Below are 15,544 nucleotides of genomic sequence, written 5' to 3' on the forward strand. Positions count from 1 at the left end.
TTCGTCCGTCTGATGTCAGTTTACCAATCAAAGACACCAGAAAGGCTGAACATGAGCTGGAATCCCGCAGTTGCACACGACGCAGGTTTGATTGCACCAGAATCAATTGAAACTGTGATTGTTCCACGGTCCCGCGATATCGGGGGATTCGAAGTTCGACGCGCGTTGCCTGTGATCGGTCGCCGCACCGTTGGGCCTTTTGTGTTTTTCGATCAGGCGGGACCAGCAGAGTTCGTTACAGGCGAAGGTATCGATGTGCGCCCGCATCCTCACATCGGATTGGGAACGGTCACATATCTATATCGCGGCGAGTTTCAGCACCGCGACAGTCTGGGCAGCGATCAATTGATCCTACCCGGTGAAGTGAATTGGATGGTGTCAGGTCGCGCTGTGACCCATTCAGAGCGGACCAGCGAGGAAACCCGCAAAAACCCGCATTCATTGTTAGGCATTCAAACTTGGGTCGCTTTGCCCAAGGGGGCAGAGGATTCGGCAGCCAGTTTTGAACACCACGGCAAAGATGCGTTGCCCGTCCTAAATGCCGAAGGAATTACAGCGCGAGTGATCATGGGGCGTGCTTGGGGCCAAGTGTCACCCGTTTCCACATTTACGGACATGTTCTACGTCGATGCGGCGGTGGCGCCTCACCATCAGATGCCATTGCCCGACGATCACGAAGACCGCGGTATCTACATATTAGAAGGATCGATCGATGTGGCGGGTGAAACCTATGATGCCGGCCGCATGTTGGTATTCCGCCCTGGCGATCGGATCAGTGTCAGGGCAGGGGTGTCTGGTGCGCGTCTTTTGCTGCTGGGCGGTGCGACTCTGGATGAGCCGCGCCACATGTGGTGGAATTTCGTGTCTTCATCCAAAGAAAAGATCGAAGAAGCCAAAGAACATTGGCGGGCCGAACGGTGGGGCGAAGGCATTTTTGACCTGCCCACTGGGGACGAAAATGAATGGATTCCGCTTCCTTAGGCAAAATGACCCCGTATAGCGGTAAAACTAGCCCTTTTTCGCCTTGCCACGAAAGGCCGCCCCACATAGAAGTGCGTCTGATTTATAGGCCGCCGCGCGCGGTCCAACGACACAAATAAAGGACGCATAGGATGCAGGTCACCGAGACTCTGAACGAAGGCCTAAAGCGCGGCTACACCATCACTGTAACCGCAGCAGAGCTGGACGAGAAAGTAAACCAGAAGCTGGTCGAAGCGCAGCCCGACATCGAGATGAAGGGTTTCCGCAAAGGCAAAGTGCCAATGGCGATGCTGAAGAAACAGTTCGGCCCACGCGTTCTGGGTGAATCGATGCAAGAAGCCATCGACGGCGCAATGAACGACCACCTGAAAGAATCGGGTGACCGTCCTGCTGCGCAGCCTGAAATGAAAATGACCAACGAAGACTGGAAAGAAGGCGACGACGTTGTTGTCGAAGTTTCCTACGAACGTCTTCCTGATGTTCCAGAAGTCGATTTCAAAGACATCAAACTAGAGCGTCTGGTTGTCAAAGCTGACGACGCATCGGTTACCGAAGCACTGGAAAACCTGGCAAAAACCGCTCAGTCGTTCGAAGACAAAGACGGCGCTGCAGAAAACGGCGACCAAGTTGTCATGGACTTCGTTGGTAAAGTTGACGGCGAAGCATTCGAAGGTGGCACCGCTGCTGACTACCCACTGGTTCTGGGCTCGAACTCGTTCATCCCAGGTTTCGAAGACGGTCTGGTTGGCGTGAAAGCCGGCGAAGAAAAAGACGTCGACGTGAAATTCCCAGAGGAATACGGCGCAGAGAACCTGGCTGGTAAAGACGCTGTTTTCACCTGCACCATCAAAGCGGTCAAAGCACCTGCTGACGCTGCAATCGATGATGAGCTGGCGAAAAAATTCGGCGCAGAAGATCTGGAAGGTCTGAAAGGCCAAATCGCAGAGCGTCTGCAAGAAGAATACAAAGGCGCAGCACGCGCAGTTGCAAAACGCAGCCTGCTGGACGCGCTGGACGGCAAAGTTGAATTCGACCTGCCAGAATCGCTGGTCGCTCAGGAAGCTTCGCAAATCGCGCACCAGCTGTGGCACGAAGAGAACCCAGACGTTCAAGACCACAACCACGGCGAAATCGAAGCAACCGACGAGCACAAAGCTCTGGCTGCACGCCGCGTAAAACTGGGCCTGTTCCTGGCTGACATCGGTCAAAAAGCTGAAGTTTCGGTTTCCGACGCAGAGCTGACCCAGGCTGTTATGAACCAAGCACGCCAGTACCCAGGTCAAGAGCGTCAGTTCTTTGAATTCGTTCAGCAGAACGCGCAGTTCCGCCAGCAGCTGCAGGCGCCGATCTTTGAAGACAAAGTTGTCGATCACATCTTTGACGTTGCAGACGTGACCGAAAAAGAAGTGTCCAAAGACGAGCTGACCGCAGCTGTTGAGGCACTGGAAGACGAATAAGTTAGATTCGTTTCCAATCGTTTGAAAGGCGTCCCTTAGGGGGCGCCTTTTTCATTTTGGAAAACCTATTGGGTTAACTAGTTGACTGATGGGTCAAAAACTAAGGTTTGTTCTAGGTCAAACCGTCATGTTTTTCTTTAGATTATCATCCTGAGAAATTACCCTGTGGTCAGGGACGGAGATTTTTGGAGAAAGATATGAAGTATTTGATTAGCGCAGCCTTTGGTTTGTTCGCGTTGGGTACAGCGGCGCAGGCCTGTCCAGACTATTCGCAATGGGGTGACAGCTATAGTTTAACTGGTTCGCAGATGCGTAAGGGTGTTTACCTGAACGTGGTTGCAGGCGGTGAAAACTACATCGGGAATTGTCGTAATGTGACGCCGCAGACCGATATCGGTGCGGGATACTTTACGACAGCTCCTGATTTCACGCTGGAAATTTCTGGAATGTCTGGACTAGCGTTGGAAGTTGCGGTGGTCAGCGATTGTGATAGCGCCCTGTTGATCAATACGGCGTCGGGTACGTGGTACTACGACGATGATGATAACGGAAACTACGATCCTCGTATCGTTCTGACACGTCCGGCTGATGGTTATCTGGATGTTTGGATCGGTACCTATGACGGCGATTATTGCGACGCACAGTTGCAGTTGGAAACTTTCCGCCGCTAGTTTTCATTTTACGTCTAGAAAAGCCCCGCGAATGCGGGGTTTTTTTGTTTGTTACACCTCAGTTGCTTGGCCGCCCGACCGTCGTTTGTTTCCTGAATTGGCAACTATCACCCGAAAACACCGTAAATACTAGAGCAAGTGGTCGTCGCGATCTTCCCCGCGATCGACATACCTGCCTTTGCACAATGAATATTAGTAGGGGAATTAAAGGTGAAAAACGTATTTGCGGTGGTTGGAGTTGTTTGGTTGATGGGAACGGCGGCGCAAGCCTGTCCCGATTACAATTTGTCTCCGGGGGAGAGCTATCGTGCGTCGGGGGCCGACCTTTATCAGCAGCGTTTCTTTGATGTGATTGCTGGAGGTCAAAACTATATCTGGAATTGTCCGAACGTACGCCCAGGCACAGACACCGGTGCTGGTTTTTTTCCGTCGGCGCCTGACTTTTCGTTCGATTTGGCGAAAATGGGTCGATACGAGCTAGTGATTTCCGTGGTGTCAGAGTGTGACGCGGCTTTGTTGATCAATACCGCATCTGCGAATTGGTACTATGATGACGACGACAACGGAAATTTGGATCCGCGGATCGTGCTAACCCGACCTAATGATGGCCGCATTGATATGTGGATCGGCACCTATGACGGTGAATATTGCAACGCGCGTTTAGAGTTAGAAACGTTTGATCGTTAAGCCCGCCAACAAAAAAAGCCCCGCAAATGCGGGGCTTTTCTAATTCCGAAAGAGGGTAACGATTATTCGTCGCCGTCTTCGTCCGCAGCTGCGCCGACTTCGTCGAACAGTTCTGCGATTTCGTTTTCAGCTTCAGCTTCTGCTTCAGCAGCCAGTTCCTGGATCGATTTACCCGACGCTTGCAGTTCTGCCTCTTCGGTCGAACGTGCAACGTTGATGGTGATCGAAACGGTGACTTCTGGGTGCAGAACAACGTTTACGTCGTGCAGACCCAGGTCTTTAATTGGGCCGTTCAGCACAACCTGTTTCTTGTCGACCGAGAAACCGCCTTCGGATGCTACGTCAGCGATGTCACGAGGAGTGACGGAGCCGTACAGAGCGCCCGAATCCGAAGCGGAACGAATCACGATGAACTGTTCGCCGTTCAGACGATCGCCCAGTGCTTCTGCTTCTTTTTTGGTTTCCAGGTTGCGAGCTTCCAGTTGAGCTTTGTCAGCGTCGAACTTTGCTTTGTTAGCTTCGTTCGCGCGTAGAGCTTTGCCCTGAGGCAGAAGGAAGTTACGTGCGTAGCCGTCTTTAACAGCAACGATGTCGCCCATTTGGCCCAGTTTGGCCACGCGTTCCAGCAGGATTACGTCCATTGGATTTGCTCCTTACTTAACAGCGTATGGCAGCAGAGCCAGGAAACGAGCGCGTTTGATGGCTTGAGCCAGTTTGCGCTGGTTTTTGGCGCCTACAGCAGTGATGCGGGCAGGTACGATTTTGCCGCGCTCAGAGATGTAGCGCTGCAGAAGACGTGTGTCTTTGTAGTCGATTTTCGGAGCGTTTTCGCCCTCGAATGGGTCCGACTTACGACGACGGAAAAATGGTTTGGTAGCCATGACTTAGTGTCCTTTCAAGATCGGATTAGCGGCGTTCACGGCGACCTTCACGGTCGTCACGTTTCTGCATCTGAACCGATGGGCCTTCTTGGTGTTCGTCGACTTTGATGGTCAGAACACGCATGACGTCGTCATGCAGGCGCATCAGGCGTTCCATTTCCTGAACAGCCGACGAAGGTGCGTCGGTGCGCAAGAAAGCGTAGTGGCCTTTGCGGTTCTTGTTGATCTTGTAGGCCATAGTCTTGACGCCCCAGTATTCGCTCTCAACGACTTTGCCGCCGTTGTCAGCCAATACGGTGCCGAAGTGTTCGACTAGGCTTTCTGCCTGCGCGTTGGACAAGTCCTGACGCGAGATAAAGACATGCTCGTATAGTGGCATGTGCACTCCTGTTTTTCAGCGCATTTCATAGGGCGGGTTTTCTTTCCGCTCCCACCCACGAGAGACTGCGCAGTTCATACGATCTGCGGAAAGATGGGGCCTTATACGCGGTTAAGCGTCAAACACAAGACTCTGTTTGGGCTGGCCTATGGTATCTGAGAAATGGTTACCGCAAAGGTTGCGCGCAAATGCCCGAACTTCGTCTGGCGTGTGCCTGTTTTCTGCCATTTTTACCGATTTACCTATGGTTGCAGGACAGAGGTGGATAACATGACCGCAGCCTATTCAAGTGATCATTTTTCAATCGACGCTGACTTTATCAGTCGGTTCAGCCGTTTAGAGGGGACAAACGTGCGCGAAACGCATTGGGGATACGTGATTAAAGGAACCGAAGCCGAACATTTGCGTGTCCGGCTGGCTCAGGTTGCTTCGTGTTTTTTGGGCGGCGCCTTTCTGATTTCGGCAGTGGCGCTGTGGATGTTTCCGTCCCGCGCTCTGTCGGCAGGTTTCGAACTGCATTTGGCGCTGACTTGTGTGTTTCTGGCGATTGGTTTCTTCCTAGTTCGCTACGGCACACGCGGAACCATGGTCGAAATCGAGGTCGACCTGAACGCAAAAGAATTGCGCGAAGTCGTTCGCAACCGCGCAGGGCGGCCGTCGTTATTAGGTAAATGGGCCTTTGATAGTTTTGGCGGGTTGTTCATTGATCGCAGCAAATTGTCATCGGGCGAGGCGGCGTTGATGTTGCGCTATCGCGACACAGCAACTGTGGTCGAGGTCGCAAGTGGCCCCTTAGCGCGGATCGAAAATCTGCGTGACCGTTTGGGCCGCGATGTTTTTGCGTCGCAACTACGGTGATCCAAACCGCCCAATGCCCCGTGTTCCTTGTGATTGACGCCCAGTCACGCTAATGCAGGTCCAAACAGGACCAAAGGGGCATTCTAGATGCGTGCATTCGTTTTTCCGGGGCAGGGCGCTCAGACCATCGGTATGGGCAAGGCGCTGGCAGAGGCATATCCAGCCGCTCAGGCTATTTTCGATGAAGTTGACGACGCGTTGGGCGAAAAGCTGTCTGCGCTGATCTGGGAAGGCGACATCGAAACGCTGACCCTTACCGCAAACGCGCAGCCTGCGCTGATGGCGACGTCGCTGGCGGCTATGCGCGCGCTAGAGGCTGAAGGCGTTGCAATTACCGCAGCCGATTTCGTAGCGGGCCATTCGCTAGGTGAATATTCGGCACTGGCTGCGGCTGGTGCCTTGTCTGTTGCGGATACCGCACGTCTGCTCCGCATTCGTGGCAATGCAATGCAATCGGCCGTGCCTGTCGGTGTTGGTGCAATGGCCGCTTTGTTGGGGCTGGATTTCGAAACCGCCAAAGCTGTTGCTGATGAGGCTGCCCAAGGCCAGATCTGTCAGGCGGCGAACGACAATGACCCAAGCCAGGTTGTGGTATCCGGTCACAAAGAAGCCGTAGAGCGCGCGCTGACCATCGCCAAAGAAAAAGGCGCAAAGCGCGCGCTGTTGCTGCCGGTATCCGCACCATTCCATTGCGCATTGATGCAGCCCGCCGCAGACGCAATGGCCGAAGCTTTGGATGACGTGACCATCAACGAACCAGCCGTTCCAGTTGTTGCAAACGTCCGCGCGTCGGCTGTGACTGATCCTGCGTTGATCCGTTCGCTGCTGGTTGAACAGGTCACCGGTTCTGTCCGTTGGCGCGAAAGCGTTCTGTGGATGGGTGAGCAGGGCGTGACCGAAGCGTGGGAAATCGGTGCAGGCAAAGCGCTGTCTGGCATGATCAAACGCATCAACAAAGCAATCGCGCCAACCGCTGTTGGCACCCCTTATGATGTCGCCGCCGCTGTTGCCGCGCTGAACAACTAAGAAATAGGTATTAATATGTTTGATCTAACTGGAAAGAACGCTCTTGTTACTGGCGCGTCCGGCGGCATCGGTGCGGAAATCGCCAAAGCGTTGCACGCGGCTGGCGCGACCGTTGGTCTGTCGGGCACTCGCGTTGAGCCGCTAGAGGCGCTGGCTGCTGAACTGGGCGAACGCGCGCATGTTCTGCCATGTAACCTAAGCGACGCTGCGGCCGTTGACGCGCTGCCAAAACAAGCAGCAGAAGCGATGGGTTCGGTTGATATTCTGATCAACAACGCTGGCATCACCCGCGACCAAATTTTCATGCGCATGTCGGATGATGAATGGGCTTCGGTTCTAGAGGTTAACCTGACCTCGACCATGCGTCTGTGCAAAGGCGTCATTCGCGGCATGATGAAATCCCGTTGGGGCCGTATCGTGAACATTTCGTCCATCGTTGGTGCAACAGGTAACCCGGGTCAGGCAAACTATGCCGCGTCCAAAGCGGGCATGATCGGCATGTCGAAATCCATCGCATACGAGGTCGCCAGCCGCGGTATCACCGTGAACTGCGTGGCACCTGGTTTCATTGCGACCGCGATGACTGACAAACTGAACGACGATCAAAAAGAAACCATCAACAAACAGATCCCTGCTGCACGCATGGGTACGCCAGCGGAAATCGCAGCTGCTGTATTGTACCTGGCAAGCCAAGAGGCTGGTTACACCACAGGCGCGACGATCCACGTCAATGGCGGGATGGCGATGCTGTAAGGCACGGATTATCCGTTCGGATAGTTTTTTTATGCGAATTTGCTCTTAGGGGTGGCTTTTGGCCGCCCCTTTTTATTAGAATAAAATCAATAAAAATAGACGGGGCATCTTATGGGGCGTAAGGCAGGATTTACGGACGAACAGGTGTTTGTGTGGCTGGCAGATCATCTGGCACAGGCACCGGGCGTGACCGTACAACAAGTATCTAAAGGCACAGGCGTTTCGGTCGGGTCGCTATATCACCGCTATGGTTCGATGGAGGGACTGCTGGCGGAAAGCTGGTTGTGGGCACACGGAAAATATCGCGAACTTATTGACGGCGCATTCGAACATACTGGCGTGCGGGGTGCGGTGCGGGCATCGTTGCGTGGTTTGGTGTTGGCGGGGGAATGCCGTTCGGCTGCAAACCTGTTGTTTGCAGTGCCTGAACGTTATTTGGTTCGCGGCGGAATCGAACAGGCGATTTCTACCCGAATCCAAAAAGAAAAAACGGCCTTCAACAATTTGATTTCCGCTTTTGCCAAGCGTGAAGAGTTTGATGCAGAAACGATTGAATTGGCGGTCATTCAGATGCCAAAGGCGATTTTGCAGAAATATCTACCCTTTGAGGAAATTCCCGAGGCGGTTTCGTTCTATATTAAAAAGACCTGCCGCATGATCGTGACGAACCCGATTAACGTTACAGAGCCAGAGCCTGCGTGAAAGCGTTTGCCTTGGCGTCAATCTCTGCTATAGGCGCATGGAGTTTTCCGGATGACCCCTTATATAGGGTCGGTCGGAATTGTCCCCACGGGGGCAGTTAAACCGCCCTCCGGGGCAATTAAAGTAGGGCAAAAGCCCATTGAACGTGAGGACTTGAAATGAGCGACGTTGCAGATCGTGTTCGCAAAATCGTAGTTGAGCACCTGGGTGTTGAAGAAGAAAAAGTAACCGAGAACGCTTCGTTCATCGATGACCTGGGCGCAGACAGCCTGGACACCGTTGAGCTGGTAATGGCGTTCGAAGAAGAATTCGGCATCGAAATCCCAGACGACGCTGCTGAAACCATCCAGACTTTCGGCGACGCTGTAAAATTCATCTCCGAAGCTCAGTAATTTTACTGACGCATCGTAGAGAGGCGGGCGGCATCCTTTTGGGTGCCGCTTTTCTTTTGGTTGGCGCCTAGTTGAAAAACGCAGGCACCAAAGTGGCCAGATCAGATTTTGACAAAGGCCTGCCGAATTTCAGACCGCAATAATGTGCATTGGCCCACATTTTTTGGGCAGAGATGGCGCCAGTTTCCAGATGAACGGACATCGGGCGGTCTATCGCATTCGGGCCAGAATGAAATTTCACCTTTGCCCCTTCGCGGCTGATGTCGAAAAGGGTCGCGTCATGCTTGTCATCATCGATTTGGACAATTGTTTTGATATGGCAGGCATAGCGCTGCGCACGCCTTGTTTTGCGCGTGGCAAAAAACGCAAATATCGAAATGCCGAAAGTAGCGGCGAATATGGCGCCGATGATGCTGGTTATAATTTGGACCGGTTGAATAGATGCGGGCGTTTGTTGATTTTCGGGGGTTGCCGGCGGCGTCGTAAGGCATGGTTCGCCCAAAATACGCAAGATCGAGGTCGCCCTAGTCAGAATTGGCTCGGCTCGCGCCGCACGGGTCTGCGCGCCGATAGTATTGCCTATTCGTAGATCAAAAATGCTGTTTTTGGTTTCCGCTGCCGCGTGGATGATTGTGCTTAGTTGATCGGCAGTAGAGTAGGACCGCAACGCGTTGTGAACGGTCGCGCTATCTAGTTTGATATGGGTTGTCCGCAGAAAAAATACCGCCTCGATCGGTGGTGGGCTGGTTTCTGAAATCTGGATGTGAGCGCCAAATACCCGATCCAAATCTGCTACTAGATTGCAATCAATCGCGGCAAACGTGCGAAAAGGCAGAAAAAAGAGGAAAACATAGCTGAAAATACGCGACATATTGTGGATGTAGCCTATGAATCCCAATGGATAGTAAACGGTCTGCCGTGGTTTGACTTGCCCATTAGGGGGCGAACAGGCTATTGGGGGCCAAGAGAATTCAAGAGCTGAGGGCAGAAAATGCGCCGTGTCGTAGTAACAGGATTGGGTCTAGTCACACCATTGGCTGACGGGGTCGAAGAAACTTGGACCCGTCTGCTGGACGGACAATCGGGCGCAGGGCCCATCACGCAGTTTGATCCAGAGGGTCTGGCAACCACTTATGCGTGCGAAGTAAAGCGCGGTGATGGTACTAACGGCACCTTTGATGCCGCAAAATACATGGCACCAAAAGAACAGCGCAAAGTGGATGATTTCATTTTGTTCGGTGTCGCAGCTGCACAGCAAGCGGTTGAAGATTCCGGCTGGGTTCCTGAAACCGAAGAGCAGAAAAACCGCACTGGTGTTCTGATTGGTTCGGGTATCGGTGGTCTTAAATCCATCGCTGATACTGCCGTGATGATCGAAGAAAAAGGCCCGCGCCGCGTATCGCCATTCTTTATTCCCGGTGCGCTGATCAACCTGATCTCTGGTCAGGTTTCGATTAAATATGATTTCAAAGGTCCGAACCATTCGGTCGTGACCGCATGTTCAACCGGTGCGCACGCGATTGGTGATGCGGCCCGTCTGATCAAATACGGCGCAGCAGACGTTATGGTTGCTGGTGGCGCAGAGGCAGCGATTTGTAAAATCGGTATCGCTGGTTTTAACGCGTGTAAGGCGCTGTCCACCAAAGGCGCAGAAGATCCGAAATCGGCATCGCGTCCGTATGATGCGGACCGTGATGGGTTCGTTATGGGCGAAGGCGCTGGTATCGTAGTTCTGGAAGATTACGAACACGCCAGAGCGCGCGGTGCGAAAATCTACGCCGAGGTTCTGGGTTACGGTATGTCGGGCGATGCATATCACATCACCGCACCTTCCGAGGACGGCGAAGGCGCAGGCCGCTGCATGGAAGCAGCCCTGAAAGACGCAGGTATCGAACCATCGGCGATTGATTACATCAACGCGCATGGCACATCGACCATGGCCGATACCATCGAACTGGGCGCGGTTGAACGTTTGCTGGGCGACAGCGCAAGCAAGGTGACAATGTCGTCGACTAAATCGATGACTGGTCACCTATTGGGTGCTGCTGGTGCAATCGAGGGTATCTTTGCGATCCTAGCGATCCGCGATCAGGTTGCGCCTCCGACCATCAACTTGGACAACCCAGCGGTTGAAACCAAAGTTGATTTGGCACCGAACAAAAAAGTCGAACGTGAAATCAATGTCGCTTTGTCGAACTCGTTCGGTTTCGGCGGCACCAACGCAAGCGTGATTTTCGGGAAAGTCAGCTAAATGTGGAAGGCCATCGCGTCGAATGCACTGACGCTGTTTATCGTGATCTTGTTCCTACTGGGTGGTGTCATCCTGTGGGGCAAGGATCAGTATGTCGCCGAAGGTCCGTTAGAGCAGGGTGTCTGTTTCAAGGTTGAAAGCGGCACAGTGTTTCGGCGCGTGGCCCCGCAGTTAGAAGAAATCGACGCCATTGCGAACCTGACGGTGTTCAATATCGGTGTGAAATATTCGGGTCTGGAAAGCCAGCTGAAGGCGGGCAGTTTCCTGCTAACGCCTGGTATGTCGATGGATGAAATTGCGCACGAATTGACCCGTTCGGGCCAAAGCTCTTGCGGATCGGAAATTGTGTACCGTGTTGGCGTTAATGCGGCGACAGCCGAATTGCGCGCTACAAATCCAGAAACGGGCGCATACGAAGAACTGGCTCAGTTCGATCTGGGCGCTGCCGATGTGCCATCTGTTTTTGTGGATGCTGCTGCGGATGATGACACGGAATTCCGCGTGGTGATCGCAGAAGGTGTCACCAGCTGGCAGGTTCTAAACAGCCTGTCGTCGATTGGCGTGCTGGAACATGATGTCGACACTGTCCCCGCCGAAGGGAGCCTTGCGCCGAATAGCTATTATTTCGCACCGGGCGATAGTGTTAGCGAATTGATCAATGAAATGGTCACAGCGCAGGCAGCGATTTTGGCCGAGGCATGGGAAGGTCGTGACGATGACCTGCCATTTGATACGCCTGAAGAAGCGCTAATCCTTGCGTCCATTGTTGAAAAGGAAACTGGCATCGCGGGTGAACGTCCGCAGGTTGCCAGCGTTTTTGTCAATCGTTTGCGTCAAGGTATGCGCCTGCAAACAGACCCCACAGTGATCTATGGCATCACCAACGGTGAAGGTGTGTTAGGGCGCGGCATTCGCCGCAGCGAATTGGATCGTGCGACGCCATACAACACCTATCAAATCGACGGCTTGCCACCGACCCCGATCGCGAACCCAGGGCGCGATGCGATCTTTGCCGCCGTTAATCCAGACGAAACGGATTACATTTTCTTTGTGGCGAAAACGCTGAATGCCTCTGACGGTCACGCTTTTGCTGTGACATTGGCCGAACACAATCGAAACGTGGCGAATTTGCGCGCGTTAGAGGCCGCGGCGCAATAACGCGCGGTGCGTTAAGGCGATAATGATCAAGACAGGCGTAGGGTGATCCTACGCTAGAGACGCGAAAGGCGGTCCATAGCGGGCCGCCTTTTTCGTTGCTCACCCATGTGGCGGAGATACCCAAAACAGGCATCAGAACCATGACGGGACAAAACACACAGCAACATACCGCAGCCCAAGCCAAAGTAGATGATTTGAGGCAGGTCTATCAAAGCGCGGGCAGGGTGTTGCACGGACTGATTATTCGCGCCGAAGAGGGCGACGCGGATTCAGCAAAGAAACTGACCAACCAAATTGGAGTGCTGACAGAGCTGTTCGCGCGATTGCGCAAAGCCGAGGACGCATTCGAGGATAAATTCGGAGAAGGAACTCGGGATGGAGACATCGATTTCGACGCCGTTCGACTGTCGATCGGGCGCAGACTTGATCGCATCCGGCACAGCCGAACAACAGGCGGCATTTTTGGATGAACTGTCAGACGATGAAATCTATGCGCTGCCATATTTGTTCGATTTTTGGGCGATGGATCATCAGTTGCCGCCCAAGGGTGATTGGCGCACGTGGGTGATTATGGGAGGGCGCGGCGCGGGGAAAACCCGCGCTGGTGCCGAATGGGTTAGGTCAATGGTCGAAGGTGCGCGCCCTCGTGACAAGGGGCGCGCGAACCGAGTGGCGATTGTTGGCGAAACCTTTGATCAGGCACGCGAAGTGATGGTGTTTGGCGATAGTGGGATTATGGCCTGTTCACCGCCCGATCGGCGACCGACATGGGTATCGGGGCGAAAAATGTTGGTCTGGCCGAATGGTGCGACCGCGCAGGTTTTTTCTGCATTCGATCCCGAATCCTTGCGCGGCCCACAGTTTGACGCGGTGTGGGCAGATGAAATCGCGAAATGGAAACGCGGCGCCGAAACGTGGGATATGATCCAATTCGGGCTAAGGCTGGGTGATGATCCGCGTGCTTGCGTGACAACAACGCCGCGCAATGCGGATGTGCTGAAATCCCTGTTAGAGCGAGAAAGCACGGTGATGACCCATGCGCCTACTCACGCCAATCGCGCAAATCTGGCGGCTGGTTTCCTAGAGGAAGTCGAGCGTCGATACGCGGGCACGCGGCTAGGGCGGCAAGAGTTGGACGGAGTTCTGTTGACCGACGTCGAAGGTGCGTTGTGGCGGTCGGTCGATCTGCAATCGGCTCAGGTGGATCAGCTGCCGTCGTTGGATCGCATCGTTGTCGCAGTTGATCCGCCCGTGACGGGCCACAAAGGGTCGGATGACTGCGGGATTATCGTGGCTGGTGTGAAAATGGACGGGCCGCCGCAAAATTGGACTGCCTATGTGATCGAAGATGCAACCGTTTCTGCCGCCAAACCATCTGACTGGGCCAAGGCGGCGGTGGATGCCATGAAACGTCACGGCGCTGATCGGCTGATTGCAGAGGTCAATCAGGGCGGCGCTTTGGTTGAAACGGTTGTCCGTCAGGTCGATCCGTTGGTGGCCTATCGCGCCGTTCGTGCATCCAAAGGCAAGGTCGCCCGGGCAGAGCCAATTGCCGCGCTGTACGAACAGGGGCGCGTGCGGCATGTGCGCGGCTTGTCCGACCTAGAGGACCAGATGTGCATGATGACTCTGCGCGGTTTTGATGGGGCAGGATCACCCGACCGTGTTGATGCGTTGGTTTGGGCGCTACACGATCTGGTCATTGTTCCGTCCGCCCAATACCGCGCGCCACGGATGCGTGGGCTATATTAAATTAACCCATCGCGTTCCATTTTGCGGAACCATGGAATGTTAGACAGTGGCAGGTTTATTTGCCCAAAGAATTTCTCAAGCCGGCCCAATGTGGCCGGTTTGTTGAGTCCTAGGAACTTTATCGCGTTATGGCCCATGATATCCTGTTTTGATCTGGGCAGGATACCTTCCATGCTATGCGCATAATCTTTGGCGAGGCCTGAAGGCATGTGCCAGTCACTGCCGTAAATCATGCGATCCGCGATCTTTGGATTCGTTTTGATAAAATCAGCGATGGCTGTCTTTAACTGCTCTGCTTCTTCGGTATCTTCGAATAATTCAGCATGGGCTGATGTATCTAACCAGATATTACAAGGATCGCCCGCAGTCAGTCGTTCAAGGATGTATTGGGTGGTGCAGCTGAACCATGGATGTTCACGCAGAGTGCCCTGTTCAAATTCAAATCCGCCAGACAAGTGCCCCAAACACACACGGAAATTGGGATGGGTCTGTTCCAGACGTTCCATGAGTTGGATCCAGTGATGCGTTGAATTGGTCCAGTCATCTGGATTGTCACCGCGCAACTGACATGTTGGATTTGCCAAAATGCCCGTGCCGTGGTGGGTCAGTAATGGCACGTCTAATTCGTGGCATAGGTCATATAGTAGGTCCATTTGCTTTTGGATGTAGGGGCCATCTTGTTCGCCCCAAACGCCGTCTAATTCATCAGGTGACGATGTGTTTCGGCATCCGAAGTTTGTATTATCCAGTGGGTCAATGCCGACCGAAGGGTGAATTTTCACTCCAAGAAATCCGTGCTCTAAGATTGCAGATCGGACAAAATCGATCGTGTAGTCATCGTTATAAGTTTGTTCAGCGGCCCGTTCGGGTTGGAATGATACAAACGGTAGGATCCGCCCTTTGGTTGCTAATGCGAGTTTCGAATAAAAGAGGCGCTGTTTGTGCGGATCATAAAAATCGACCTCTCCGTGTACTTCGTACATGTCGACCATCGATGTAATGAACAAATCGATTTGCGGCGCGCTTGCTATCAATAGCGCGGCATTGCGCATACGATTGCGCATAAATCCCAGTGGTTCATCCTCGGCCGGTCTGGTTTGAAAATTTGGCAAAGAGGTTTTTTGACGATCCGAGGCCGTCGCGCAAAAGCCTGCGATGTCCATGTTCGCATCGATAACAGCCTCTAGGTCATTGATTTCGCTGTTAAGGGGCCGTGTGTAAGGCGCAAGCATGAATCTAATCGTATCGGTGTTAAAGGGGATATCCGCGTTTAATTCTTCGCGGCGACGCAAGAATTCCATCGCGTCCCCGTCGCGCAGGTTCATGATGTGATTATGCATATCGACCCGCAACATTCCGTCAGGATGCGGCGTTGTCGCGCAAAGCGTTGTCGTGCGGTTGATTTCGTATTCGGGAAGTGGGGCGCACGCAGACAGGCCTAAGGCCGCCGTTGCGCCGGACATAAAACGGCGTCGCAACATAACAGTACCTGAAATATCTAAAAGCAATGTTCGCAGCTTAGCACATTTTCTGGTTGGTCCAAAGCAGGCGTTGCGCGGCCTTGCGAACGCTGGGGTGAGGTGATGTGAACCTATT

Annotated in this window: 19 protein-coding genes; 14 read left to right on the forward strand and 5 right to left on the reverse strand. The window is 53.5% G+C overall.

Going from position 1 to position 15,544, the window contains the following annotated elements; all coding sequences use genetic code 11:
* The first annotated feature begins 51 nt into the window (after positions 1 to 51).
* The 4 genes from BVC71_RS04085 to BVC71_RS04100 all read left to right on the forward strand — a co-directional run bounded on the left by BVC71_RS04085 (position 52) and on the right by BVC71_RS04100 (position 3,796).
* The gene (locus tag BVC71_RS04085; protein WP_086450325.1) at positions 52 to 981 is read left to right on the forward strand and encodes a pirin family protein; all 930 of its coding nucleotides are present in this window, start codon (positions 52 to 54) and stop codon (positions 979 to 981) included.
* Between the two features lie 131 nt (positions 982 to 1,112).
* Positions 1,113 to 2,438, forward strand: a complete 1,326-nt coding sequence (gene tig, locus BVC71_RS04090) for a trigger factor (protein ID WP_086450326.1) — start codon at positions 1,113 to 1,115, stop codon at positions 2,436 to 2,438.
* 197 nt (positions 2,439 to 2,635) lie between these two features.
* Positions 2,636 to 3,109 carry a hypothetical protein gene (locus BVC71_RS04095; RefSeq protein ID WP_086450327.1) on the forward strand — a complete coding sequence of 158 codons (474 nt, stop codon included), beginning with the start codon at positions 2,636 to 2,638 and terminating at the stop codon, positions 3,107 to 3,109.
* 210 nt (positions 3,110 to 3,319) lie between these two features.
* Positions 3,320 to 3,796 (forward strand): hypothetical protein, encoded by a 477-nt coding sequence (locus tag BVC71_RS04100; protein ID WP_240516773.1) that lies wholly within the window; start codon positions 3,320 to 3,322, stop codon positions 3,794 to 3,796.
* Between the two features lie 62 nt (positions 3,797 to 3,858).
* Here the strand turns inward: BVC71_RS04100 and rplI are convergent, their stop codons facing one another.
* The 3 genes from rplI to rpsF are packed head-to-tail and all read right to left on the reverse strand — an operon-like array spanning position 3,859 to position 5,056.
* Positions 3,859 to 4,437, reverse strand: coding sequence for a 50S ribosomal protein L9 (gene rplI / locus BVC71_RS04105; RefSeq protein ID WP_086450328.1), 579 nt, complete (start codon positions 4,435 to 4,437; stop codon positions 3,859 to 3,861).
* A 12-nt stretch (positions 4,438 to 4,449) separates the two neighbouring features.
* Positions 4,450 to 4,677, reverse strand: coding sequence for a 30S ribosomal protein S18 (gene rpsR, locus BVC71_RS04110; protein ID WP_045996359.1), 228 nt, complete (start codon positions 4,675 to 4,677; stop codon positions 4,450 to 4,452).
* Positions 4,678 to 4,702: 25 nt separating this feature from the next.
* Positions 4,703 to 5,056 carry a 30S ribosomal protein S6 gene (rpsF, locus tag BVC71_RS04115; RefSeq protein ID WP_086450329.1) on the reverse strand — a complete coding sequence of 118 codons (354 nt, stop codon included), beginning with the start codon at positions 5,054 to 5,056 and terminating at the stop codon, positions 4,703 to 4,705.
* A gap of 270 nt (positions 5,057 to 5,326) precedes the next feature.
* Here rpsF and BVC71_RS04120 point away from each other — a divergent pair, with 270 nt between their 5' ends.
* The 5 genes from BVC71_RS04120 (at position 5,327) to BVC71_RS04140 (ending at position 8,787) form a co-directional block, all read left to right on the forward strand.
* Positions 5,327 to 5,914: a hypothetical protein gene (locus BVC71_RS04120; RefSeq protein WP_133064488.1), complete on the forward strand. Its 588-nt coding sequence runs from the start codon at positions 5,327 to 5,329 to the stop codon at positions 5,912 to 5,914.
* A gap of 87 nt (positions 5,915 to 6,001) precedes the next feature.
* Positions 6,002 to 6,940, forward strand: coding sequence for an ACP S-malonyltransferase (fabD, locus tag BVC71_RS04125; RefSeq protein ID WP_086450331.1), 939 nt, complete (start codon positions 6,002 to 6,004; stop codon positions 6,938 to 6,940).
* Positions 6,941 to 6,955: 15 nt separating this feature from the next.
* A complete protein-coding gene (gene fabG, locus BVC71_RS04130) occupies positions 6,956 to 7,693 on the forward strand; it encodes a 3-oxoacyl-[acyl-carrier-protein] reductase (RefSeq protein WP_086450332.1) in 738 nt (245 codons plus the stop codon).
* A gap of 111 nt (positions 7,694 to 7,804) precedes the next feature.
* Complete coding sequence (locus BVC71_RS04135) at positions 7,805 to 8,395, forward strand: TetR/AcrR family transcriptional regulator (RefSeq protein WP_086450333.1); 591 nt, start codon at positions 7,805 to 7,807, stop codon at positions 8,393 to 8,395.
* 158 nt (positions 8,396 to 8,553) lie between these two features.
* Positions 8,554 to 8,787, forward strand: a complete 234-nt coding sequence (locus tag BVC71_RS04140) for an acyl carrier protein (protein ID WP_086450334.1) — start codon at positions 8,554 to 8,556, stop codon at positions 8,785 to 8,787.
* A 67-nt stretch (positions 8,788 to 8,854) separates the two neighbouring features.
* Here the strand turns inward: BVC71_RS04140 and BVC71_RS15520 are convergent, their stop codons facing one another.
* Positions 8,855 to 9,187, reverse strand: coding sequence for a PilZ domain-containing protein (locus BVC71_RS15520; protein WP_240516794.1), 333 nt, complete (start codon positions 9,185 to 9,187; stop codon positions 8,855 to 8,857).
* Between BVC71_RS15520 and BVC71_RS15525 the strand changes: the two genes are divergently transcribed.
* The 5 genes from BVC71_RS15525 (at position 9,068) to BVC71_RS04160 (ending at position 13,948) form a co-directional block, all read left to right on the forward strand.
* Positions 9,068 to 9,376, forward strand: coding sequence for a hypothetical protein (locus BVC71_RS15525; protein WP_240516796.1), 309 nt, complete (start codon positions 9,068 to 9,070; stop codon positions 9,374 to 9,376). The two genes, BVC71_RS15520 and BVC71_RS15525, sit on opposite strands and share 120 nt — an antisense overlap.
* 402 nt (positions 9,377 to 9,778) lie before the next feature.
* Entirely contained in the window at positions 9,779 to 11,038 is a 1,260-nt protein-coding gene (gene fabF / locus BVC71_RS04150; protein WP_086450336.1) for a beta-ketoacyl-ACP synthase II, read from the forward strand.
* Complete coding sequence (mltG, locus tag BVC71_RS04155) at positions 11,039 to 12,196, forward strand: endolytic transglycosylase MltG (RefSeq protein WP_086450337.1); 1,158 nt, start codon at positions 11,039 to 11,041, stop codon at positions 12,194 to 12,196.
* Positions 12,197 to 12,336: 140 nt separating this feature from the next.
* Positions 12,337 to 12,666: a hypothetical protein gene (locus BVC71_RS15320; RefSeq protein ID WP_133064489.1), complete on the forward strand. Its 330-nt coding sequence runs from the start codon at positions 12,337 to 12,339 to the stop codon at positions 12,664 to 12,666.
* Complete coding sequence (locus BVC71_RS04160) at positions 12,572 to 13,948, forward strand: DNA-packaging protein (protein WP_086450338.1); 1,377 nt, start codon at positions 12,572 to 12,574, stop codon at positions 13,946 to 13,948. The genes BVC71_RS15320 and BVC71_RS04160 overlap by 95 nt, the downstream gene beginning before the upstream one ends.
* Here BVC71_RS04160 and BVC71_RS04165 read toward each other — a convergent pair.
* Positions 13,945 to 15,429: an amidohydrolase family protein gene (locus BVC71_RS04165; protein WP_086450339.1), complete on the reverse strand. Its 1,485-nt coding sequence runs from the start codon at positions 15,427 to 15,429 to the stop codon at positions 13,945 to 13,947. The two genes, BVC71_RS04160 and BVC71_RS04165, sit on opposite strands and share 4 nt — an antisense overlap.
* Between the last annotated feature and the right edge of the window lie 115 nt (positions 15,430 to 15,544).

Source organism: Marivivens niveibacter (assembly GCF_002150005.2).
In the GTDB taxonomy this organism is placed as follows: domain Bacteria; phylum Pseudomonadota; class Alphaproteobacteria; order Rhodobacterales; family Rhodobacteraceae; genus Marivivens; species Marivivens niveibacter.